Origin of the sequence: Flavobacterium ovatum (genome assembly GCF_040703125.1) — a bacterium.
Lineage (GTDB): Bacteria > Bacteroidota > Bacteroidia > Flavobacteriales > Flavobacteriaceae > Flavobacterium > Flavobacterium ovatum.
The window spans coordinates 1,230,130-1,254,119 of sequence record NZ_CP160035.1 but is presented as its reverse complement, the minus strand read 5'-3'; the positions used below and the strand labels follow the sequence as shown (position 1 = coordinate 1,254,119).

Here is a 23,990-nt window from a genome sequence, read left to right as displayed (position 1 = left end):
AGACTTTTTTTTAGATTATTTTGAATTTTGATTATACAAAACCTCTGAAATTGGTAAGGGCAGATAATCATTCAAACCCGTATTGTAATTTGCAGCAGCATCAGTATACTCTTTGATTGAAATCTTAAGATTTGAAGGATCTGCACTTAAACCTTTTTGCAACAAACTACTACTACGCTTAATTCCTTTTTGAGTAGTATAGTCTATTAGATTAAAATCCAATAGCGCTAAATCTTGGTATCTTTTTTTAGAAATCCCCCATCTTCTTAAGTCGACTGATCTTTCTGCATATCCTTCACAGCTTAACTCCAAAGGTCTTTCTACGTGCATAATATGCTCCATCAAACTGGCTTGAGTGTAAATTTCCTCATCAAAATCATGACCAGAACCGTCATCTTCCCCAAGTAGCATTAACCCCCAACGCATACGGATTTCGTTTATAAGCTTCTTAGCCCCTTCCAAATCATTTGTTTGTGTCAAACATTCGGCTTGCATTAAATACGCATCTGCTAATCTATAAATCACTAAATTTTTCCCCGATTTAAAACCTGTTTCCAAGATGTCTTGCTCAGAGGCCACGATATCGTGATTAGTGAATTTTTTGAAATAGGAAAAGGTTGTTCCTCCAAAGGTAACAAGCTCATTAGCCGTAGCTGCCTTATAATATTTCGATTGCTCATCATTTACTAAAGCAACATATTGAGAAGCCCTCAAAGGCACATTACGCAATTTTTTCCCTCCAGTACCATTATCAACATAATTCCTAGCATCCTGTGAATCTAATTCTTCACTTTGGTAAGCATAAGTCAACCAGGCCGAAGGTACAACTGACGCTTGCCCCTTGATGGTTCCAGCAGGAGCAAAATACCTAGCAAAACGATTAAAGAAACTCTCCTCATCAAATGTTCCTTCTTGAGTTTGGTGTACAGCCGAATAGTTGATTTCTAGAATTGATTCTGAATTAAAATCTCCTTCACCTGTAAAAAGCAGCTTAACATTATCCCCTTTTAATAATTGATATCCATAAGCAGGATTTCCAATAACCTTTTTCAAATAGAACATCGAATCATCATACTCTTTGGTATACAAAAAACTTTTCCCCAAAACCATAGCAGCAGTACCTGCGGTTACTCTTGATTTTTGATCAAATTTATCTGGCAAATTATTGTAAGCATATAACAAATCATCTCTAAAGAACTTAAGCACTTCAGACGAACTAGATAGTTTTTTTGAAAATTCTTCTAGTTTTACTGGGTTTTTATCCCTGATCACTATTCGTCCTTGATTGTAATTGGAATGCATATAAAAATGCATTAATCCTCTAAAAAAACGGGCTTGAGCCATTTGCTCTGTCCATTGTTTTTGGCTTTTCAAGTCTGCAGTCATTCCATTCAAACCTTCAATAACTTGATTAGCTCTAAAAATCACTTGGTACATAGCGTTCCAGCTTTTTTCGAAATCTTTTACATTGTTATTGTATGATTTGTTATACCAAGGCATCCCTAGCTCATAAGGTAAGTCTCTATCTTTTGGAAAAGCCAAATCACTTCTCCATGCTTCAAAGTCTACTGAGTACAAATAATTATTCAACATCGCACCGTAAACAGAGGTAAGATTTGCATCAGACTCCGTTAAGTTGGACCAATAAATATCGGACGAAATCGTATTAGGGTTCTCTTCTTCTAAATAGCTATCCGAGCAAGATTGAAAAACACCTGCCATTGCTATGAACCCTACTATAAAATATATCTTTTTTTTCATATCATTTAAAATTTTAGTTTAACACCCAAAGTATACAAAGCAGCCAACGGATACCTAGAAGCATCTACTCCTCTTCTTGCTACATTGTTACCCCCAACTTCGGGGTCAAAACCTGAGTATTTAGTGATTGTTAATGGGTTTTGAGCCGAAATAAATATTCTTAAATTAGAAATACCTAGTTTGTTAACCACATTGGACGGAATTGAATATCCTACAGAAAGTAGTTTAAGTCTTAAATAATCACCGCTCTCTAGCCATTGATCAGTAAAACCTCTATAATTGAAACTACCGCTCTTATTATCTCCTTTATTCAACGGAATTTGAGAAGTTGGGTTATCTGTTGTCCACTGATTAACCAAATCCTTATGATTACCTGTAGCGTAAGCCGCAGCTTTAGATCCATTCATAATTTCGGATCCTACAGTTCCGTACCAGTTCATATAAAAATCAAAGTTTTTATAGTCCCATCTAAAGTTAAACCCAATTTCATAATCAGCTAAACCACTTCCTAGATAATGTCTATCAGCTTCTGTAATATCTCCATCACCGTTATGATCTACATAAATCAAATCTCCCAAAGCCGCAGTAGCTCTAGTTGGGAATTTTTGATAGGCATCTAATTGTTCTTGACTCTGTATCACTCCATTCGTTTCATACAAGAAAAATGCACCCGCTTCATAACCTTCAGCCAAAGCAGTAACTACCGAAGCCGGATCACCGTTTAGCAGAGCAGAGTTTGAATTGTATATCAAATCAATATCACCAGCCATTCTCGTAATTTTATTGGTGTTTTTGGTAAAAGTAGCACTAACGCTAAAATTACTTTTTCCTATTCGCTCACGGTATCTTGCTGACAATTCCAAACCTTTATTTGTCATATCTCCCACATTAAGAGTCAAAATTGGATCATAGTAAGCTCCTGCAGAACCCGGAAGCCTCACTGGAAACAACATATCATCTTTCTTAGTATGGTAATAATCCGCCGTTAGATTCACTTTGTTTTTAAACATTGCAACATCAATTCCAATGTTTTTTTGAATAGAAGTTTCCCATCTCACATCAGCATTGGCGTAAGAACGTATGGCAGCACCATAAGCAACATCTACATCTTGATCACTAAAGATATAATCACTTCCTAAAGCTATATTACTACTATATTCATAAGGGCTAAAACTTTGATTCCCTACTGTTCCATAACTCACCCTAAGTTTAAGGCTGTTGACTGTCTTTTTATACTTTTTCCAAAAAGATTCATCTGAAATATTCCAAGCTCCAGACACAGAGGGAAAAGTCCCCCAACGGTACTCTTTTGCAAATTTTGAAGAACCATCTTTCCTAATGACTCCAGACACCAAATACTTTCCTTTGTAGTCATATTGCAACCTTCCTAAATATCCTAAGATTTTTGTTTTAAAATTAAAGCCTGAATACACATCTGGGTTAATCGTAGCCCCATTAAGAACCTCTATACTATTGTTTATCACCCCTTGTTTGTATGCCGTAAACTCATCACTACTATTCTCATCCAACGACATTGTAGCCAAAGCTCCAACCCTATGATTCCCGAATTTCTTTTTGTAATTTAAACTACCATCCCATGTCAAAGTGGTTCTTCTGGTAGAGGTTGCTTGAACAAAACTTTTAGTTGGATCCGTATTCGACTCATTGTCATCAATATCAATTTCTGTATATTGAGGACTAAATACGTTTCTTGTTTGATTAATTACAGCCGCTCCAAGTCGAGTTACAAAACTTAATTCTTTGGTAATATTTCTAGTAATACTTATATTAGCATTGATTCTATCCATATTAGTTTCATCTTTTCTCTTCATGCTTAAAGCCAAATTATTGACAGAACCTCTTCCTAATGCATCAGTATAAACAATATCTGACTCTAAATCTACCTCAGGAAAATATGCTGGACTACGAATAGCATTGGTCACTAAACTGTTATTAGCTCTTAATCTGTTTTCTACAGAAAAAGCCACACCTGCATCAATAGCCCATTGATCATTTTTATAAGACGTATTTGCTCTTCCGTTGTATCTTTTAAATCCAGAATTTATCACCAATCCTTCTTGCTCAAAAACCCCACCTACTAGATTGTATGAGAAATTTTGCGCGCCTCCTGATACATTCAAAACATATTGATTGGTCTGAGCACCGTTAACCATCACCTTATCATCAAATGAGTTATCATTATTCAACCAGTCTGGGTTTCTGTGTGGACCTGGATTTACAGCTCCTGGTACATTATTTTCCAAAAGAGCCAATTCATAGGCTATTCTCTCGTTGGTATTCATTAATGGCACTCCTTGTCCTAAGATTTGAAAACCGCTAGAAGTATCCAAGTTAATGCTCACTTTTCCACTTTTTCCTCTTTTGGTTGTAATTAAAATTACCCCCGCAGCTCCTCTAGTTCCATATACCGCCGCCGAAGCCGCATCTTTTAATATATCAATAGTTTCAATTTCGCTAGGACTTAATCTAGGATCTCCTTGTTGCGGTATACCATCTACAACAAACAAAGGGGTGTTTGTCCCTCCTAATGAAGTAATTCCACGAATTTGAATACTAGAACTCTCTCCTGGCTCTCCACTCACAGCAGCTACAGTTACCCCTGCTACTTGCCCTTGAAGGGAAGATGCAATATCTTGATTGACAAACATATCGATATCCTTAGCTTTTACTTGTGCAACAGCACCGGTTAACTCCTTTTTTTTGACAGTTCCGTAACCGATAACAACGACTTCCTCTAGCTCTTTTGTTTGAGCTATTAGAGCCACATTGATTTTGTTTGATGTTACCTTAATATTCTCTGTTTCAAAACCTATATAACTAAATTTTAAAATATCTCCTTTCTTGGCACTAATCAAATATTGACCATCAAAATTAGTATTTGTTCCGTTTTTTGTTCCCTTAACAAAAATAGTCACTCCTGGGATTGGCAAACCATCTTCGGCACTGGTGATCACACCCTGAACACTATTTATTTGCGCCCAAATTGAAGATTGAGAACAAAAAAAAGCGACCATTAAAAGGACTGTTAATTTTTTTGTTAAAATTGTTTTTTTGTTTTCCATATAAGTACTGGTTTTTTAATTCATTAAGTATTCTTTTTTAATACCTAATTTTGGTTTTTATTCTAATAAATCAATTCAGATTTAAATGAGAAGATTTTAATTAAATTACATTAAAATCAAAAAAAATATAATTAAAATAATTAATGATGAAAATTTTGATGTAAAATTACATTATATATAATTATTTGAGGTAAATACAAAATAAGGCAATATATCCGCTGAAGCAAAAAAAATCATTACCTTTCACTAAGCCAATATTACCCCTTTTCCCAAAAAACACCTTTATCAATAGTTATTTCCTACAAATAACAAATAAATCTGTTTGTTAATAAATGTTAAAAAAAATTAATGGAAAGAATTTTGCATTTGATAAATTCATACAAAATCATAGCAATTGATGCTTTAATACGGCCTAATTAGAAATAAAAAAAATGACTATTGTGCTTTTTGAGAAAAATAATTCCGAATGATATTATGTAACTATTTTTACAAGCAGTAAGGTTTAGTAAGGGGCTCAATAGTTTAATACCATTGCTGTTTTGAATTTACAGTTATATAATGGTTGTCTGGTTGAACGCTGTCGAAACCTCGCTCTATGGAATAGTAAACAATCTCGACTTCGCTCGATTTGATAAAAGTAAAGGTGTAAATTCAAAGATTAGAGGTAATAGTAGTTACTATTGCAGCATCTTCAAATAAACACAAAGAAAACATTAACTTTTTTAATGAATTCACAATCCCGACCTTTGCAGCAAATACCAATCAGCATGTTCAAAGCATTAGAATCTAGAAATTTTAAAATATTCTTTTACGGTCAGTCTATTTCTGTCATTGGGACTTGGCTGCAAAAGACTGCCGTGAGTTGGATGGTGTACAGCATCACCAATTCGGTATTTTTATTAGGACTTGTTATATTTTTCAGCATGATTCCGTCGCTATTCCTGTCGCCCTTAGCAGGGAGTTTCTTGAAAAAGTATGATAGACACAGAACCATGATTGTTTTACAATTTATGGCCATGTTTCAAGCGGGATTAATGGCATTAGTCTTTTATACCAAAACCTATAACATCGAATTAATCATGGCATTGAGCTTGTTTCAAGGTATCATCAACTCCTTTGACATGATTTGCCGACAAACTATGATGGTTGAGATCGTTGACAAGAAAGACAATCTAGCCAATGCCGTAGCATTAAATACAAGTTTGAGTAATTTTGCACGAATTGCAGGCCCAGCACTTGCTGGAATACTTTTGCATAGATTTGGCGCAGACGTTTGCTTTGTTGGTAATTTTTTGAGTTACATTCCGGTATTGTGCTCCTTGTTTATGATGCGATTGACTTATCAACCAAAATCCAATCACAAAATTAAGATATACGAAGAATTTAAAGAAGGACTTGATTATGTGAAAGAGGAAGCTGACATGGGGAAAATGTTGCTTTTACTAGTATGCAGTAGTTTATTTGTAACCTCATTTATCACCTTATTACCCGTTTTTGCAAAAGATATTTTTAATGGTAATGCGCAAACTTTTAGTTGGTTCGAAAGTGCTGCAGGAATCGGATCTCTTTTGTCGGCAATTTATTTGACCAATTTAAAAAGTAGAACAGATGTAACCAAGATCACCCTTGCCGCCACGCTGTTATTAGGCACTAGTATGATTTTACTATCGTTTGCTCCAAATCTAACTGTTGCGCTGCTGTGCACAACGTTTTGCGGACTCGGTATGATGGCACAAGCGTCATCCATAAACATATATATTCAATTAAAAAGTGCTTCACACATGCGCTCCCGTAGCATCAGCTATTTCATTATGGCGTATCAAGGAATGTTACCTATTGGAAGTCTACTCATTGGAGTTTTATCGCACAACATTGGCACAAGACTCACAGTAACAGTACAAGGAATTTTGTGCATTATAACTGCAATTGTATTTTTGGTATTCAAAAATAAGGAAAAAACAGAAACGAGAACAGTAGCTATAAAACAGTAATGAAATCACACAGCAATACGCTATTCGGTCATCTCGCCACGCAAAGAAGTTTCAAATACAGTTTTAAAATCTTTAGAAGGCATATTTTTACCCAACAAATACATCAATTTGGTGATTGCCGCTTCAGTGGTTATGTCACTTCCAGAAATCACACCAGCAGCTTTCATTTCATGACTCGTTTCATATTGCCCCATGTTGACACTACCTCCTGAACACTGTGTTACATTGACCACATGTATTCCTTTTTTGATTGCGGTTTGGATGAGTTGTATAAACCAATCTGCTGTAGTTGCGTTTCCAGAACCGTATGTTTCTATTATCACACCTTTGAGACCAGGAATAGATAGAATAGCAGTTATAACCTTTTCACATATTCCGGGGAATAGTTTTATGATGGTCACATTAGTATCAAAAGAACATTGAACTTTAAATTCTGCTTGATTCTCCAAAGGCAAAAACAAATGTTTATTCCATTTCAAATTCACCCCAGATTCAACCAAACAAGGAAAATTTGGAGATGTAAAGGCGCTAAAAAGTTCGGCACTGACTTTGATCGTGCGGTTACCGCGATACAGTTTGTACCCAAAGTAGAGACAAACTTCCTGAATAACACTAGTATTATTTTCTTTTAAAGAGGCCAGCTGAATCGCTGTAATTAAGTTTTCTTTGGCATCAGTACGCAAATCACCTATTGGCAATTGTGAGCCTGTAAGTATCACAGGTTTGGCTAAATTTTCGAGCATAAAACTTAAAGCCGATGCGGTGTATGCCATGGTATCCGATCCGTGTAGAACAATAAAACCATCATATTTAAGATAGTTACTTTCGATAATCGAAGCCAATTTTCCCCAAATCTCAGGATCTACATTAGACGAATCGATGGGTGTTTCAAACGAGACAGATTCAATCTCGCAATCCAACAATTTCAGCTCTGGTATGTGCTGCAATAATTGACCAAAATCAAAAGCTTTCAAAGCTCCTGTTTCAAAATCTTTGCTCATACCGATGGTTCCACCGGTATAAACAAGCAATATTTTAGCCTTGGACTGCATCTTTATATTTTAAACTATTGACAACAGGGTTGGCATACATATTCAAAAAACTTTGCAAAGCAACGGGATTATCTTTATCAATACGTTTTTCCATTCTACGTTCAAAAAGTGTCTTTTCGTCTTCGGTATAGAAAGCAGCAAAATCATTATTTTTTGCTACAATGTCATGGGCAATATAATTTGTTGGCCATAATCTATAGTTGCTTAATATCGAATCATCAATAGCTTGAGCAATGGCTTGAATTTGTTTGTTGGTATTATCATTTTCTTTAGCAATAACATCTATCTTATCACTTAATACATCACCAATATGGATGTGAATATGTTTCTTTGGTCCCAAAGCACCACTAAGAATGGTCATAAAATCTTCATTGGCATCCTTTACATACACTTCATTATTAGCTTCTGCTAAAATTTGAGGCATTTTTAAAGCATCCGTTGGATCGTATTCATACGAAATAGAGACCGGAACAATTTTGATTTTTTTGAAATAATCCATCAAATTTTCTTCGTCAGAACCCATGGCAAGCATTTTCAAAATACCTGGGTTGGTAGCGTCATTTCCATCTTTGGTACGACCTTCGCGTTGTGCAATCCAAACCGAACGGCTCTCATGAGTAAGCAAATGACCGATATATTCTGATAAAGTTTTGGAGCTCTGTAACATCTCGCGTGGAGCCAAACCTCTTTGCACCAAAAAATTACGATTCAATTTAGCCAAATTCATCAAAAATGATTTTTTTACTAAATTATCTCCAATGGCAGAAGCGGTCATCACTAAACCGTGCTCAAATAAGGAAGCATTTAACAAGGTAGTATCTAATAAAATATCTCGGTGATTCGAAATAAATAAATACGACTCTCCTTTTTCTAATTTATCAAAACCAGAAGTCGTAAGACCATCAGAACTTTTTTTCAATAAAGTCTGTACAGAATGGTAAATAAAATTACATTGGAAATCACGTATAGAATGCGTTTTTGAAAGTAAATCTCTCCAAGCACCCTCTTCCTGATCAGGAAAAGAAAAATCCATTAAAGATTTTAACATCGGATGGTACAGTAATTTTTTGAATACTTCGTTTACCTCCGAGTCATAAAAAGGTCGAATTGCGTCAAATTTTTGCATTATAGTTTTTTTAGTCAAAGCAAAAGAACAAAAAAAAAGTCAAACTTAGAAGATTTCCACCTTTAAATCCCAAAAATTGATTTGGAATTTTCTGTAGTTTTTTGCGCCACTTCTTCAATAGAAACACCATATATTTCTGCCAATTTGTTAGCTACATTTACGATATAACTACTTTCATTTCGCTTTCCTCGAAAAGGAATAGGAGCTAGATAAGGAGAATCTGTCTCTAACACAATATGTTGCAAATCAATCTGATGAAGAAACTGATCTATTTTTCCGTTTTTAAAAGTGACCACACCTCCGATTCCCAATTTCATGTTGTATGAAATAGCTTGAAGTGCCTGCTCATAAGTACCCGTAAAACAGTGAAATATCCCAAATAAATCATCGGACTTTTCTTCTTCTAAAATTTCAAAAATTTCATCAAAAGCATCACGACAATGAATTATAATGGGCAATTTATATTGTTTGGCTAATTGAATTTGAGTTCTAAATGCATCTTGTTGCTCCTTCAAATAAGTTTTATCCCAATATAAATCGATTCCAATTTCACCAATAGCATAAAATTTTCTTTTGGCTAACTCTTCTCTTACATGTTGTAATTCCTCTTGATAATTATCCTTTACATAAGTAGGATGCAAACCCATCATCAAGAACACATTTTCAGGATGATTTTTTTCTAATTCATACATAGAGGCGGTACAACTAGAATCGATAGCAGGAATAAAAAAACGAGAAACTCCAGCGTCAATTGCTCTTTGTATCATTTCGTTTCTATCCTCATTGAATTCTTCTGAGTATAAATGAGTGTGGGTGTCGGTAAGAATTGTTTTTGTTTCCAATGGTAAAGTTTGAGGAGACAAAATTGCAATGTTTTTTAAAACTAAAATACAAAAGACACAAAAACTTTATGTTATTTTTTAAAACACAAAAGACACAAAAGAGCTATTTTGACAAAACTCTTTTGTGCCTTTGCTTTTTTCTTTTGTGTCTTTTGTGTTAAATTTTCTAATCCAACTTTTTCAACAATTCCTGAATCTGATCATAATTCTCATAATCAGCTGGAATGGTTTTCAAGATGGCTTCACAACCTTGATAGTCTTTCTGTTTTAATTTCAGCAAGGCTAAATTCCAACTCGCTTTATTTTTATAAATCGAATTTCCAGCCTGAACTTCTTTAAAAACTATTTCCGCTTCTTTCATTCGATTCATTTCCATCAAGGAAATACCATAATACAATTCGATCTCTGGACTTGGTTTTTCTTTTACTAAAATTTCAAATTGTGGTAATGCTTCGTCGTAATTTTTAGCATTAAAAGCTTCTTGTGCCAGCTTCATGTTGACATTCACATCTCCTCTTTCCGTAAAATAAGCATTTTCATATTGATTGTAATCCTCAAAAACAGGTTTTGAATTTTGCATAAAAAACCAAACACCAAACAAAATCGACACCGAAGCTGCCACCGAATAATACCAAGGTTTTAGCGTTCGTAATTTTGATTTTTTCTTTTTGGCTGGTTTTTCAGCTATTATAGACAGGTTTTCTCGAAATGCATTTCGTTCCTTTTCAATTCCAAATTTTTGTTCCAACTGAAAATTCACTTCTTGAAAAGCTTCAAAGGCGGTTGCCAATTTGGTATCCGCTTTCAATTCCTTTTCGAAAGTTTCTTTCTCAACACCCGAAAGCTCTCCTTGCAGGTATTGGTCGAATAATATATAGTGTTCCTCTTTCATGGCTCGATTATTTTAGGGTTTGATACTGACTTGATTCTTGAATCCATTGAGTCAATTGACCCGTACATAATGATTTTTTCTTTCGAACATAACCATAAGTCACATTCAGTTTTTCGGCTACTTCTTCCATCGATTTGAGGACAAAACTCAACTTGAGTACTTCTTGACATTTTTCACCTAGTTTTTTAAACATGGCATCAAAAAGCTGTTGTTTTTCTTCAAACACTTCGGTTTGGGTGACCAAATCATCATTGGCTTCATTTATAGATCCAAAATCATCCGCAATTGTTACCCCTTTATTCGATGTTTTTTTCAATTCATTAAGCCACTTTCTTTTACACAACAAAAAAAAGTACGCATCAAACGGACAAGTCAAAGTGAGCTTCTTGGCTTTAGCCTGATCAAATAATAAAATAAGTACTTCCTGAACCACATCTTGCGCCTGATCTTCGTCTCCAGAATTGTTTCTAATATAATGAATAACTTTAGGAACAAACTTTTTATAGATAGACTGGATGATAACAGAGTTATTCGACGCTAGTCCTTCGATATACATTTGGTCAGGATGTGCAGTTAATGAGGCCATAAAATTATTTTTAAGTGCTAATATAAAAAAAGAATCTCTAATAAACTTTCAGATACGATCTAAAATTAATTCATGAGAATCTGAAATAAATTCAGATTAAAGGGGTAACAATTCGAGACCGTAACGGATATATAAGTATAAATCAACAATTAGTTCTTTTAAAATATTGTAATAATGAGAAAGTATTTAAACAAAATCAAGCATTTTTTTACTTGTACACTTTGGAAAATTATAACGAGATAAAAAACTTTTCAATTATGGGGTAACAAATTACAAATAGAATTGATATAAAAACGAAACACCACAACACAAAAAATAGTGTTGAAAAAATTAGATAATCATTCATTTTAAAAATAATTAAAATAAAGGGTAACAATATCAAACCTTAATTGATATAATAAAAAAACAATCAAATAATAAATTAAAAATTAGAAATTATGAAAACGAATCTTAAAAACATCGGACTTTTATTCTTAGCTGCAGTATCATTCATTAGTTGTGACAACAAAGATCAACCAATAACGCCAGCATCAGCAGCACAATTTACAGCAGTGAGAGAAGCCGCTCTAGAAGCACAAACACAAAAATTCACAGCCACCGCAGCAGCAGGAGTAATCACTCTAACTTCAGCCAAAGGAGTTACCATCACCTTAAACGGAAACTGTTTGACTAAGAACGGAAATCCTGCAACAGGGGCCATAGACATCCAATTTGTTGAACTTTTTGACAAAGGAAACATGTTGGTAACGAACAAACCTACAATGGGAATTATGCCAAACGGTGACCGAAGCTTATTAATCTCAGGAGGAGAATTCTTCATCAAAGCCACTCAAGGCGGAGTAGATTTAGGAACTACCTGTAACATCAACCTAAACGTTCCGGCAGCTTTAACGGATGGTGTGGACAATGCTATGACCTTATGGAACGGAATCATTGATAAAGAAGGTAACTTAGCTTGGGCTGACGCTCGTGATGCCGCAGGAACCAATGGAAAAGGTGGTGTAGAAGCAGGGCAAAACAGTTACTATGTATCATTTGGAAACTTTGGATGGACAAATGTGGATAAATTCTACAGTGATCCAAGACCTAGAACTACCATTTTAGTTGGAGCTCCATCAGGATATGACAACACCAACAGCTCAATTTATTTATCATATGATGGTGAAGGTCAAAATGCACTTGCAAAACTTGACACTTATACTAACGCAGGATTATTCAGTGAGCATTACGGTCAAATCCCAGTAGGATTAGCTTGTCACATCATCTTTGCCACTGAGGACAATGGGCAATGGAGATACGCAATCAAAGCCGTAACAATTCAAGCTAATGATGTTTTTCAATTCACAATGGGTGAAACATCAGTTGGTTCCGAAGCGCAATTAGTAGCCGCAATAAACGCCATTCAATAGAAGCATAAAATAGATTTTTAATTAAAGTGGTGATTTGCTCACCACTTTTTTTTACTTTTAATGAAATTTAATCGGAATCTTGATGGTTTTCAGGAGCTATTTCCTGCTGTCCGCTGTATCTTTTATCCTGAACTTGTTTCAGGATCCTGAACAAGTTCAGGATAAAAGGATGCCTTCCGAGGCTTCGGAACCATCAGGGCTAAAACGACTCGACCATGAAACCATTTTTATTTTATGTTATTTTATTTGCATCAGTCCTAATTACGGCTCAAACAAAAGTAAAAGACACCGTTACCCGTAGAGCCATAATCGGTTATATTCAAACAGGTAATCAAGTCAATTTCAAACCTGAACTCCCACCTTTAATTCCAATTTCTGGCGCACCCAAACCTAGTTTCTCCTACCTATGGGAAATGGGCGACGGAACCTACAGCAAAGAAGCAGAACCTAAACACGTGTACAAAAACAAAGGTACTTACAATGCCCGTCTTGCCGTAACCAATAATTACGACAATGGAAAACCACCCGCCACCCGACCAAAGAAAGTCGTTATAAATGATATCAGTAGTCCCGCTAATACTGCAATAGCAGCTATTACTGACCCTAGTAGCTTTAACCTTCAAAAAAATTGCGATCCCATTCCAGAAGAAGAAATGGTCGTAATTATGAGTTATCAAAACACCGAAAACTACGTTTCTAATGGAAAACTCTATCTTTTTTACAACGAAACCCAATTCAAAAGTAACAACTTTGACTTAGTCGATTTCCGTACCCATGCAGGCGAAAGAGAAGTGAAAGAAAATACTTTTGCAATAGCAAATGACAACAATGATAGCAATCGTTTTTTAGCTTCGAATGAAACCTACAAACCCATTCAAAAATATCGAAATACAACCAATGAACTGGATTTGGAAACTACTTTGGCAATAGCCAAAAAAGAATACCACCAAGTTCATATTTTGGAAATGGATGAAATGAACCCAAACGAGGTTCGCAATGTGTTCTATACTTTTAAAACCACGCCCGAAATGCTCAAAGACACTAGTGCCACCGTGACCATTCGAGGTGTTTTTGTCCCTAATAGAAGCTATAAAAACCACAAAGTAAAAAACCTTGAAATGGAAATAGTAACTTCTCATGACCCTAACAAAATGGGCTCTAGCGGAAGTTTTATCAATTACCGCTTCGTGCGCTTCAAAAGGATAGACTTCAAAACACGCTTTCAAAATAACGGAGAAGGACCTGCGAGAATGATTCGCCTAGAAACCGATATCCCTGATATGTTTGATAAAAAAACATTCAAAATTGAGGATATGTATCCTAAATGCCCTATTTGTCCAAAAAACGAAGTAACAACGACTAGTTGTCTTGATACCATCATTAAGCAAAAACAAATTTTCTTCACTTTCAAAAACATCTATTTGCCTGGAAGTACTCAAAAAAATGTACACGAAAAAGACAGCACCAAAGGATTTGTGAAGTATTCCATGAAATTCAACAAGGACTTTCATAAGGTAAATACCAAAAGTAGAACGGCTATTATTTTTGATAAAAACGAGCCCATTATTACCAATTACGCAACTACACGATTTCTACCCGGAATTTCCATAGGTGCCAAAGCAGGTTACAACTACTATCCTAGCTTGAACAACTCCACGAGTTATTTTGTTGGAGCGACTATTTCGCCATTTAAATCGTATCGTTTTTATTGGCAAGCAGAACTGATCAATAGTATTCACAATTACAAATCGGAGACTACTACTAGTGAAGGATTTGTTGAAAATTCAGCTACTAATCGACAATACCGAAAAACCACCTCAACTACAAAAAACACAAATATCAATAACGAAATCCCCTTACTGATACGTTACAACATCAACAATTTCATCGGCATTGGTGCAGGGGTTCAAGCAAACATAAATACTTCCTCAAAGCAAGAACAAAATTCTAAAATAGAAATATACGAAAATGAAAAAGCCTCTTTTTTAATTAGCACTAAAGAAGAAACAGTAACATCAAATAAGAGCTTTACCGATGTTAAAACAGGATTACTTTTTGACCTTACAATTGGAGCGGCACGAATTGGCCCAAGTGTAGGAGCTCGTTATGTGATGAACTTCAAAGAAAACTTTAACTATTTCCAGTTTTATGGGATATGGAAGTTTTAAAAAGATCAACAAAAAAGACACAAAAGCAAAAAGATAACTCCCGTTTAAAAAAAGTCGGAAACCATTCATTGATTTTGTACCTTTTGTACCTTTTATTTAAAAAAATCCGTACAGCGTTGCGCTCATAGCTTTTATGCCTTTTGTGTTAAAAAAATTCAGGCGACTTTAAGTTCATAACTTTTGTGCCTTTTGTATTAAAAAAAAAACCGTTGTGTTTACATTAAAAATATGAAAAAAATTCATTTCATCCTTATTCTCTTTTCAACGCTGATTGTATTCGGACAGCCTTCCGCCCGTTTAGAAGATTCTATTTACAAAACAATAGATGACTTCGCAGCGCAACCTTCTGAAAACGGGTTAAAACAATTAACACAAATGGATCGTGATTTTTGGAACACTAAAAAGACCAAAACTAAAGACGAACTACTGGCTATCGTAATTTTAAATTGCAACAAAGGGTACTATGAAATGAAATTGGGACAAAACCAATCGGCCATTACAAGCTACGAGAAAGCATGGGAGACTTTTAGTAAAAACCAATTAGCACAATACGACATCATAGAATATGCATTGAAACCATTAGGGAATTTATACACTCTGCAAGGCGACTATGACAATGCCGAAAACACCATCAAACAATACTATTACATTGCTTCTAAGGAGAAAAATAATCCCGAAGCTTCGGGACAAAAATTGGCAGCCATCCTCAATTTATCCAACGTTTATCAAAGTGCTGGAAAAACAGACTTAGCCATTGAATTACTGCAAAAAACCCTCCAGACCGAAAAATTAACCAAAACCCAAAAAGGAATTATAATCAATAATTTGGGCAACAACTATATGCTGAATTATAGCCTAGCGACATCTGGAAATGCAGCCCGTTTTAAAAAAATTGAATCCACCTATCTATATGCTATTCAATTACTACAAGAGGACAAAACCCAATTCAATAAACTAGCGAACTGCTATCGGAATTTAGCCTCTCTTTACACCCAAAGACGAAGCTTTGAAATAGCCAACGACTATTTTGCGAAAGCGAAAAAACTATTCTTTACCTCCGTTAATCAAGATTCTCGACAAATAGCTAAATTATATTATGAAGAAGCTGCTCTACTTTTCGAACAGCAAAAATACGCAGAAGCCTCTGCTTTACTGAGCTCCGTATTCAAGACCTTAATCCCTAATTATTCAAGCACAAAAAACATTCTGCCGGAGTCCAAATCACTCTATTCAGAAACTGTTTTACTAGATGCATTAGATTTACAAGGCGCAATTTTTAGTCTCAAAAACACACCCAAAAAAGCACTGGAAGCCTACGCCCTTTCCGCTTATATTGAAGATCTGTTTTCTAATTTATTGATCTACGAAAATTCAAAAATCATAAACCAAACTCGCGTTCGATTGCGTACTGAAAAATGCATCGTACTCTATGAATTATTGTTCCAAAAAGAAAAGAAACAAGCTTATATCGAACAAGCTTTTCAACTGGCAGAAAAAACAAAGTCCACCGTTTTAAAAAGCTATTTGCAGAAAAACAAAACTGCCTCAAGAGAAGAAAAATTACACATTGAACAATTGCAAAACTGGACTGTTGAAATCACTAAAGAGCAGCAAAAAGGAAACAAAGCTGACATTACAAAAATCAACCACGCCATTGAAAAACAAAATGAACTAGTCCTTTCTTTGAAAAAAATTCAATCCACCACTACCCAAACTAAAAACCAAAATATCGATTTACAACTAGTCTTTGAAAAACTAGAAAAAGAAAAAACAGTCCTCGTCAATTATTTTTCTGGCGCAGTGAAAACCTATTCTTTTACTTTTCGTAAAAACACCATTCAACTTCAATCGTATAACAACGAAACTAATAAAGCAGAAATCACTGATTTTTTAAATTATTTTAAAGAATCAGATGCTATACTAAAAGACTCAAAAGGATACAATCATCAAGGTAAAATAGTTTATGATCTATTGGAATTACCAAAACAACCAAAAGAGAGAAACCTCATCATTATCCCGGACGGATTATTAAATTTTCTTCCATTCGAAGCTTTAATCACAGCCGAAACTTCAACGACAAATTTTACCAAAATGAATTATTTGGTCAATGATTACGCCATTGGATACAATAACTCTGTATCATTTTATTTAAACGAAGTAGAACTTGAAAAACCTAAAAAAAATGTACTTGGGATATTTCCAGTTTTCGAAAAAACAGACTATGCTTTGGATTTTTCTAAAAACGAAATGGCATCCATAAAAAACAAGTTCGATGGACAGTTTTTCGAAAATAAACAAGCCACTTTTGATAATTTCAAATCGAATGCTGCTCGTTATTCTATTCTTCATCTATCCACACATGCTACGGCTGGCGACCTCGAAACTCCCGCGAGCATTAAATTTTTCGATCAAGAAATTTTATATACGGAGTTATATCAATTGAATATCAATCCTGAATTAGTGGTATTGAGTGCATGTGAAACAGGTATTGGAAGACTTTACAAATCCGAAGGAGCGATGAGTATTGCACGAGGATTTCAATTTGCAGGAGCTAGAAACCTATTATTCTCCTTATGGAAAGTCAATGATTTTACAACTTCGGTTTTTATGGATTATTTCTACCAACATTGTAAAGATGGAGATTCGTATTGGGAAGCCAATCGCAATGCCAAATTAGATTTCTTGAAAGACAAAACGATTTCAAATGCCAAAAAATCACCTTATTACTGGAGTGCTTTTGTGTATTATGGAAGTCGTACTGCTGGAGAAGAATCTTTCAACTATACTCTTTACAGTATAGGTTTTATAACCATAATTGGTTTACTTTTGGCTTTCATTCAGTTTAGAAAATGGAAAAACTACAAGAAATCCTCAAAAAGGAAAAATATAAAAAAATAAAATTTAAGATTACCAAAACCCAACATCTCTTGATTAAATCCAAAATCAACGGCGTTAAAGGGAATTTTATATTAGACACAGGCGCTTCTAACAGTTGCATAGGTTTTGAAAGCATCGAACTTTTTCAGGTGGATGCACAAGATTCTAAAACCAAAGCTTCTGGGGCTGGAGCTACAGGAATGTTGACCCAAATGTCAACAAAAAATAAATTACAACTAGGGACTTGGAAAACAAAAGTTGATTTGGTTATTTTTGATTTATCGCATGTTAATGAAGCTTTGATACAATATAAATCCAAACCCGTTCACGGAATTATTGGCGCTGACGTACTTTTAAAAGGGAAAGCAATAATCGATTATTACAATCATTATTTATATTTACAATAAAGACTAAACAAAAAACTATTATTATGAAGCTAAATTTTAAAATACTAGGAGTTATTATTGCATTACTATTATTTTCATGTGCTGATGACCTGCTTGTAAATGAAACCGAATCATCAGTCGTTACAATAGAAAACACCTCAAAACCTTCCCGAACCGTGAGCAATAAATTTTGGAATTTCAATGATTTATCCGAATGGGAAGATGCTTCACAAAACATGAACGGACAAATAAATTATTTTACTGAAAATGGAAATTTAAACATTTATACACGTCCAAACACCTGGGATCGCCCTAAAGTAAAAACGATTGCTACCTACACTACAGGTATCTATACATGGAGAGTATTTGTCCCTGAGATGGGCGTGGGTGACAAAGCCAGCATCGGTGCGTTTTTATACAATGACGATACCCATGAATTGGATTTTGAAATTGGTTATGGTACAGAAAGTGAACGCAACGCACTTAATGCAGCTTCAGACGACTTAATCGCTTATATGACCTCACAAGCCAATCCTTTTCAATCTACTCCTGTGAAAATTAAAAGAGGAGATTGGTATAATTTATCTATCGAACTAACTTTAAATTCCAAAAACAAATACATTGCCAACTGGAAAATTGGTGGTAATACAGTTAGTACACTTCAACTGAATTATGGTACTAAAGAAAAATTCAAAATCTTTTGTAGTGTTGAGAACCTGAATTTTATTGGCGATCACATTCCTACTACTCAAAACTATGCGTTGTTTGATTTCGTCGAATATCGTGGCAATTAAGATTTAGAACTTACCACTCCAAAAACACCATCCCGAAGCCACAAACGATGATGGAAATCCCACTGAATAATTCAATGTATTTTTCGAATCCTTTGTAATTGATAAAACGAGAGCCGAAAAACCCCATCAAAACCATAAACATCATGGTAAAAATTGTTGTGAACGTATATAAAAAGATCAACATCCCAACTTCCGAAAAAGTATAATTAATGGCCGGATAAATAATTAAAGGAATCATAGGTTCGCTTGGTCCAAGAGCAAAAATAAAAAACATCACCCAAGGCGTTACTTTATAACGCTTGTTACCCGCAATGCTTTGTCCGTGTTTGTGTTCAAAAACATAAATATCACCTTCATCTGAAGTATCGAAATGTTTGTGGGTCTTATTATTTTTTAGATTGATCAAGGCATAAACAACGTAACCTATTCCAAAAAGCAGTAAAAACCAAGAAGCGTAGCCTCCACGAATTTCTTCGATATGAAAGACTTTGGTCACTGTCCAACCCAGAAGTATACCAATTACACCAAGGACAACCGAGCTTAATACATGAGCAAACCCGCAGAGAAAAGTCCACAAAAGGGTCTTTTTCAAACTCCATTGTTTGGATCTTGACAGGACTATAAATGGCAAATAATGATCTGGTCCGCTCAAAGTATGAATCGCACTAATGGATAAAACCGTAAAACAAAGTAAATTAAAGTCGACCATTTTTTATAATCTGAGTTAATTGTTTCATGAGAGTTAGTAATTTCTCGGCCTTAAAGTCTAATATTTTAATAGACAATCCGTTGGTCGCCGTTTCCGAAATACCAAACGTACAATCCTTATCCTCCAAGAAGGCATCCAATTGCTTTTTCAAAACTGGAATATCACAAGCTTCTTCAATGTAAACTAAACTAAGTTGATGCGTAAATCCTTCATATTGTCCAATATTTAAAGGGTTTTGCTTGGTTGGATTCAAAAATAAATTTTCAAAATAAACGAGTTTTTCCTCTTGGAAAATTTTAGTCAAACTTTGAAACTGGGTAAACTGAAAAATTTCGTCTTTTAATTTTCGTCCACAAGTGAAAATTTCGCCCCAAACAACAGCAGCATTTTTTTCTAAATGAATGGTATTTACACTTTTAAAATTGGAATCTTTATGTGGCACAGTAGGTTGTGGCAAATAGGATAAAAAAGCATTTTCCTTAATCACAACATTCGTTTTTTGAACCGCACTATTTTCCATGGTAAACAACCGTTGAAAAGATTGTGTAGTCATTTCTACTTGGCAGTTCTCAGCAATCAAATAATCAAAACTCAATTCATCATTGTCCAAAACGCCGGGAGAAGAACTCATCAACATCAATTCTAACAGCGGATTCTTCTTGTCCTCTCTGACCTCAACCACTTTAAAAGGTGTCGAACAAAAAACAGATTTTAATTCCGTTATGCCTCGTTTTTCAACGGATTCTATGGTAACCTTTGAAATCATCGGTGCAAATTTGGTTCTACTACATTTTCTAAAAGAGCATATTTTTGAATCCAACCAATCACATCATCCAAGCCATCTCTCTTCATCAAATTGGTAAAAACAAACGGTCTTCCGTTACGCATTTTTCGGGCATCGCGCTCCATTACTCCCAAATCGGCATTCACATACGGCGCCAAATCGATTTTGTTAATCATCAACAAATCACTTCGGGTAATTCCGGGACCGCCTTTTCTAGGAATTTTTTCGCCTTGAGCGACATCAATGACAAATATGGTTAAGTCGGCCAAATCGGGACTAAAAGTAGCTGACAGATTATCGCCCCCACTTTCGATAAAAATAATTTCGATATCGGCAAATCGTTCTGCCATTTCTTCCACGGCTTCGAGATTCATACTCGCATCCTCGCGAATAGCAGTATGCGGGCAACCTCCCGTTTCGACTCCGATAATTCGTTCTTTGGGTAACAAACTATTTTTGGTCAAAAACTCGGCGTCTTCTTGTGTATAAATATCATTGGTAATTACACCCAATGAATATTGAGAAGCAAGTTCTCGTGTCAACTTTTCGATAAGAGCTGTTTTTCCTGAACCTACGGGTCCAGCTACTCCTATTTTTATATATTTTCTGCTCATTTTTTTAATTTAAGACATGTATAATCTAGAATATAAATTTTCGTGTTCCATCGCTCTAATGTCAAAAGCCGCCGAACTGCAACCCAATAAATCCATATCGGGCTGCATTGCTTTTTGTGCCAATTTTGCCAAACTAGGCAACAATTTAAACAATAGCAATTGTCCAGAATCTTGACTTAGCGGAATCAGTTTAACTGCATTGGTAATGTATCCGATGGTAACATTATAGAAAAAACCTTCGAGTGCTTCTTTCTTTTCAATTTTTAGTTCGAAAGCATAGATGGCATACAAAATACAGTAATGACCATGAAGCTCTTTGTTTTTTATGGCTAAAGCAACCTTTTGGGTAAAATCGGTTTGAATTAAAGGGTTGAATATTTTTTGCAAACGAACCCCCAATTTTTGGCTGGCCGTTCTTATTTCTTTTGGTAATTTGGAAGCATTGCACAGCGCATCCATTTCGATTATTTGTTGCCAACCACCGTTTTCGCAGGCATCATAAACCAAACTGATAAACGAAGCTTCGTTGTACAACACACTATGATGTAGCATTTCGTTTAGGAACATCTCTACCTCATCCGTTGATTTTACAATCTCTTTTTGAGTATAAGTCTCTAACCCATACGAATGTGAAAAACCTCCAATAGGCAAAGTAGGATCTGAAAGGTGCAGTAAATTCAATAATGAATTGGTCATTATTTTTGAGTTAGATTCATAATTTTAGAAAACAAACTATCACTTTCTACATGAGGAGCGACAGAGGTTTTGAGCGGAGTCAGCAAGGCTCTTTCTTCTTGACGAATTTCGAATCCCATGGCTAGTAATTGTCGGAACAATGGTTTTTCAAAAGGAACCAAAAGCGCATCATTGTCATAAAACAAAGGCAAATGTTTGTTACCAATTTCATAACAAATAGATGCGGTTTCAAAATTGTTTTTAGGCACAATTACCAAGCAATCACAAGGAAGGATATTAATTGTATAATTATGGTTTTCATCTTGAAATAGAATATCTCCGTGCTTTAAATTCGGATTTTCATTTAGAAACTTTAGTCGAAACTCCTTACTATCTCTGGCGCGTTTGTGCTGGATTCTTTTATTCGATTCGAACCATTCAATATCTACCGCAACAGAAATTCTCTCTTTGGGACAAGTATCTTCTGGTTTAATTTTTTCTGTAATAATCATCTAAAATAAAAAATAACGTTGTGCCATAGGAAGTTCTGACAAAGGTTCACAAGTAATATGTACTCCATCTACACTTACTTTGTAATTCTCAGGATTGACTTCGATATTTGGCGTTTTGTCGTTGTGTATTAAATCTTTTTTACCAATATTTCTGCAGTTTTCAACAGGCAAAATCATTTTGTTTAATTGGTACTTTTCAATAGTTTTATTTTCGATCGAAATTTTCGAAACAAAAGTCACACAGGTTTTGTGCAACGCTTTTCCATAAGCTCCGAACATCGGGCGATAAATTACGGGTTGCGGAGTTGGAATAGAAGCATTTGGATCTCCCATTCTTCCTGCGATGATCATTCCGCCTTTGATGATTAATTCTGGTTTCACCCCAAACATAGCGGGTTTCCAAATCACTAAATCAGCCAGTTTTCCAGCTTCGATAGAACCTACATGTTTTGAAATTCCGTGTGAAATTGCAGGGTTGATGGTATATTTAGCGATATAACGTTTCACTCTAAAGTTATCGTTTTGATTAGCTTCGTCTTCCTCCAGAAATCCACGTTGAATTTTATTTTTATGAGCTGTTTGCCAAGTCCTGATGATTACTTCACTTACTCTACCCATAGCTTGAGAATCACTACTCATCATACTAAAGACTCCCATATCGTGCAAAATATCTTCGGCAGCAATGGTTTCTGGCCGAATTCTAGAATCGGCAAAAGCCACATCTTCAGGCACCGATTTGTCCAAGTGATGACACACCATAAGCATATCCAAATGCTCATCAATAGTATTAATAGTATAAGGTCTTGTTGGGTTGGTGCTCGAAGGCAAAACATTTGGGTACATGGCCGATTTTATAATATCGGGCGCATGACCTCCACCAGCACCTTCGGTATGGAAAGTATGAATTACTCTTCCGTCGATGGCATTGATTGTATCTTCTAGAAATCCGCTTTCATTAAGTGTATCCGTATGTATTGCGACTTGAATATCATATTCGTCAGCAATTTTCAACGAAGCATCAATCGTTGCAGGTGTTGCTCCCCAATCTTCGTGGATTTTTAATCCCAAAGCTCCTGCTTCGATTTGTTCTACCAAAGGAGCCGTTGTGGAACAATTCCCTTTTCCAAAAAAACCTAAATTCATTGGAAAAGCTTCGGCACTTTCAAGCATTTTTTGAATATTCCAAGCTCCAGGAGTTACCGTTGTAGCGTTGGTTCCGTCAGCAGGACCAGTACCACCACCAATCATGGTCGTGACACCACTATATAAAGCGTGATCGATTTGCTGTGGACAGATAAAATGAATATGCGTATCAATTCCTCCCGCGGTAACAATCATTCCGGCTCCCGAATGCACTTCGGTAGAAGCACCAATAATCATGTTATCGGAAATTTCATCCATAGTGTCTGGGTTTCCAGCTCTACCTACACCTACAATTTTCCCGTCTTTGATTCCGATATCTCCTTTTACAATTCCCCAATGATCGATAACGATACAATTGGTGATTACAAAATCCAATACCCCTTCATGACGCATTGCGCGTGCAGATTGTGCCATACCGTCACGAATAGTTTTTCCTCCACCAAATTTGGATTCTTCGCCATAAACAGCAAAATCCTTTTCGATTTCGATAAACAATTCAGTATCGGCCAATCTTACTTTATCTCCAACTGTTGGGCCAAACATGTTGGCATATTTTATTCTATTAATTTCCATGCTCTTGAGTATC

The 23,990-nt window shown here is 35.4% G+C and carries 19 protein-coding genes; 6 read left to right on the top strand and 13 right to left on the bottom strand.

Annotated elements, in window-relative coordinates:
• Positions 1-15: 15 nt before the first annotated feature.
• Positions 16-1,761: a RagB/SusD family nutrient uptake outer membrane protein gene (locus tag ABZP37_RS05385; protein WP_366186272.1), complete on the bottom strand. Its 1,746-nt coding sequence runs from the start codon at positions 1,759-1,761 to the stop codon at positions 16-18.
• Positions 1,762-1,766: 5 nt separating this feature from the next.
• Complete coding sequence (locus tag ABZP37_RS05380) at positions 1,767-4,844, bottom strand: TonB-dependent receptor (RefSeq protein ID WP_366186270.1); 3,078 nt, start codon at positions 4,842-4,844, stop codon at positions 1,767-1,769.
• A 767-nt stretch (positions 4,845-5,611) separates the two neighbouring features.
• Between ABZP37_RS05380 and ABZP37_RS05375 the strand changes: the two genes are divergently transcribed.
• Complete coding sequence (locus ABZP37_RS05375) at positions 5,612-6,835, top strand: MFS transporter (protein ID WP_366186268.1); 1,224 nt, start codon at positions 5,612-5,614, stop codon at positions 6,833-6,835.
• Positions 6,836-6,855: 20 nt separating this feature from the next.
• Here the strand turns inward: ABZP37_RS05375 and ABZP37_RS05370 are convergent, their stop codons facing one another.
• The 5 genes from ABZP37_RS05370 to ABZP37_RS05350 form a co-directional block, all read right to left on the bottom strand.
• Positions 6,856-7,887 carry an asparaginase gene (locus ABZP37_RS05370; protein WP_366186266.1) on the bottom strand — a complete coding sequence of 344 codons (1,032 nt, stop codon included), beginning with the start codon at positions 7,885-7,887 and terminating at the stop codon, positions 6,856-6,858.
• The gene (locus tag ABZP37_RS05365; protein ID WP_366186264.1) at positions 7,871-9,013 is read right to left on the bottom strand and encodes a 1-acyl-sn-glycerol-3-phosphate acyltransferase; all 1,143 of its coding nucleotides are present in this window, start codon (positions 9,011-9,013) and stop codon (positions 7,871-7,873) included. Before ABZP37_RS05365 ends, ABZP37_RS05370 begins: the two co-directional genes overlap by 17 nt.
• Before the next feature lie 62 nt (positions 9,014-9,075).
• Entirely contained in the window at positions 9,076-9,855 is a 780-nt protein-coding gene (locus ABZP37_RS05360; RefSeq protein ID WP_366186262.1) for a TatD family hydrolase, read from the bottom strand.
• A gap of 166 nt (positions 9,856-10,021) precedes the next feature.
• Positions 10,022-10,747 (bottom strand): tetratricopeptide repeat protein, encoded by a 726-nt coding sequence (locus ABZP37_RS05355; RefSeq protein ID WP_366186260.1) that lies wholly within the window; start codon positions 10,745-10,747, stop codon positions 10,022-10,024.
• A 7-nt stretch (positions 10,748-10,754) separates the two neighbouring features.
• Positions 10,755-11,333: a sigma-70 family RNA polymerase sigma factor gene (locus ABZP37_RS05350; RefSeq protein ID WP_366186258.1), complete on the bottom strand. Its 579-nt coding sequence runs from the start codon at positions 11,331-11,333 to the stop codon at positions 10,755-10,757.
• A gap of 437 nt (positions 11,334-11,770) precedes the next feature.
• Here ABZP37_RS05350 and ABZP37_RS05345 point away from each other — a divergent pair, with 437 nt between their 5' ends.
• From ABZP37_RS05345 to ABZP37_RS05325, 5 genes are all read left to right on the top strand, one after another.
• Entirely contained in the window at positions 11,771-12,742 is a 972-nt protein-coding gene (locus tag ABZP37_RS05345) for a hypothetical protein (RefSeq protein WP_366186256.1), read from the top strand.
• Between the two features lie 215 nt (positions 12,743-12,957).
• Positions 12,958-14,910 (top strand): PKD domain-containing protein, encoded by a 1,953-nt coding sequence (locus tag ABZP37_RS05340; RefSeq protein WP_366186254.1) that lies wholly within the window; start codon positions 12,958-12,960, stop codon positions 14,908-14,910.
• A 228-nt stretch (positions 14,911-15,138) separates the two neighbouring features.
• Complete coding sequence (locus tag ABZP37_RS05335; protein WP_366186252.1) at positions 15,139-17,808, top strand: CHAT domain-containing protein; 2,670 nt, start codon at positions 15,139-15,141, stop codon at positions 17,806-17,808.
• Positions 17,760-18,194, top strand: a complete 435-nt coding sequence (locus ABZP37_RS05330) for a retropepsin-like aspartic protease (RefSeq protein WP_366186250.1) — start codon at positions 17,760-17,762, stop codon at positions 18,192-18,194. Before ABZP37_RS05335 ends, ABZP37_RS05330 begins: the two co-directional genes overlap by 49 nt.
• Before the next feature lie 23 nt (positions 18,195-18,217).
• Positions 18,218-18,967 carry a hypothetical protein gene (locus ABZP37_RS05325; protein WP_366186249.1) on the top strand — a complete coding sequence of 250 codons (750 nt, stop codon included), beginning with the start codon at positions 18,218-18,220 and terminating at the stop codon, positions 18,965-18,967.
• A gap of 10 nt (positions 18,968-18,977) precedes the next feature.
• Here ABZP37_RS05325 and ABZP37_RS05320 read toward each other — a convergent pair whose 3' ends face one another.
• The 6 genes from ABZP37_RS05320 to ureC are packed head-to-tail and all read right to left on the bottom strand — an operon-like array spanning position 18,978 to position 23,977.
• A complete protein-coding gene (locus ABZP37_RS05320; protein WP_366186247.1) occupies positions 18,978-19,676 on the bottom strand; it encodes a hypothetical protein in 699 nt (232 codons plus the stop codon).
• The gene (locus tag ABZP37_RS05315; protein WP_366186245.1) at positions 19,663-20,442 is read right to left on the bottom strand and encodes an urease accessory protein UreD; all 780 of its coding nucleotides are present in this window, start codon (positions 20,440-20,442) and stop codon (positions 19,663-19,665) included. Before ABZP37_RS05315 ends, ABZP37_RS05320 begins: the two co-directional genes overlap by 14 nt.
• A complete protein-coding gene (ureG, locus tag ABZP37_RS05310) occupies positions 20,439-21,074 on the bottom strand; it encodes an urease accessory protein UreG (RefSeq protein ID WP_108739528.1) in 636 nt (211 codons plus the stop codon). Before ureG ends, ABZP37_RS05315 begins: the two co-directional genes overlap by 4 nt.
• Positions 21,075-21,083: 9 nt before the next feature.
• Positions 21,084-21,770 carry an urease accessory protein UreF gene (locus ABZP37_RS05305; protein ID WP_366186243.1) on the bottom strand — a complete coding sequence of 229 codons (687 nt, stop codon included), beginning with the start codon at positions 21,768-21,770 and terminating at the stop codon, positions 21,084-21,086.
• On the bottom strand, positions 21,770-22,261 hold the full coding sequence (locus ABZP37_RS05300; protein WP_366186241.1) for an urease accessory protein UreE: 492 nt from the start codon (positions 22,259-22,261) through the stop codon (positions 21,770-21,772). Before ABZP37_RS05300 ends, ABZP37_RS05305 begins: the two co-directional genes overlap by 1 nt.
• Complete coding sequence (gene ureC / locus ABZP37_RS05295) at positions 22,262-23,977, bottom strand: urease subunit alpha (protein WP_366186239.1); 1,716 nt, start codon at positions 23,975-23,977, stop codon at positions 22,262-22,264.
• Positions 23,978-23,990: the final 13 nt, after the last annotated feature.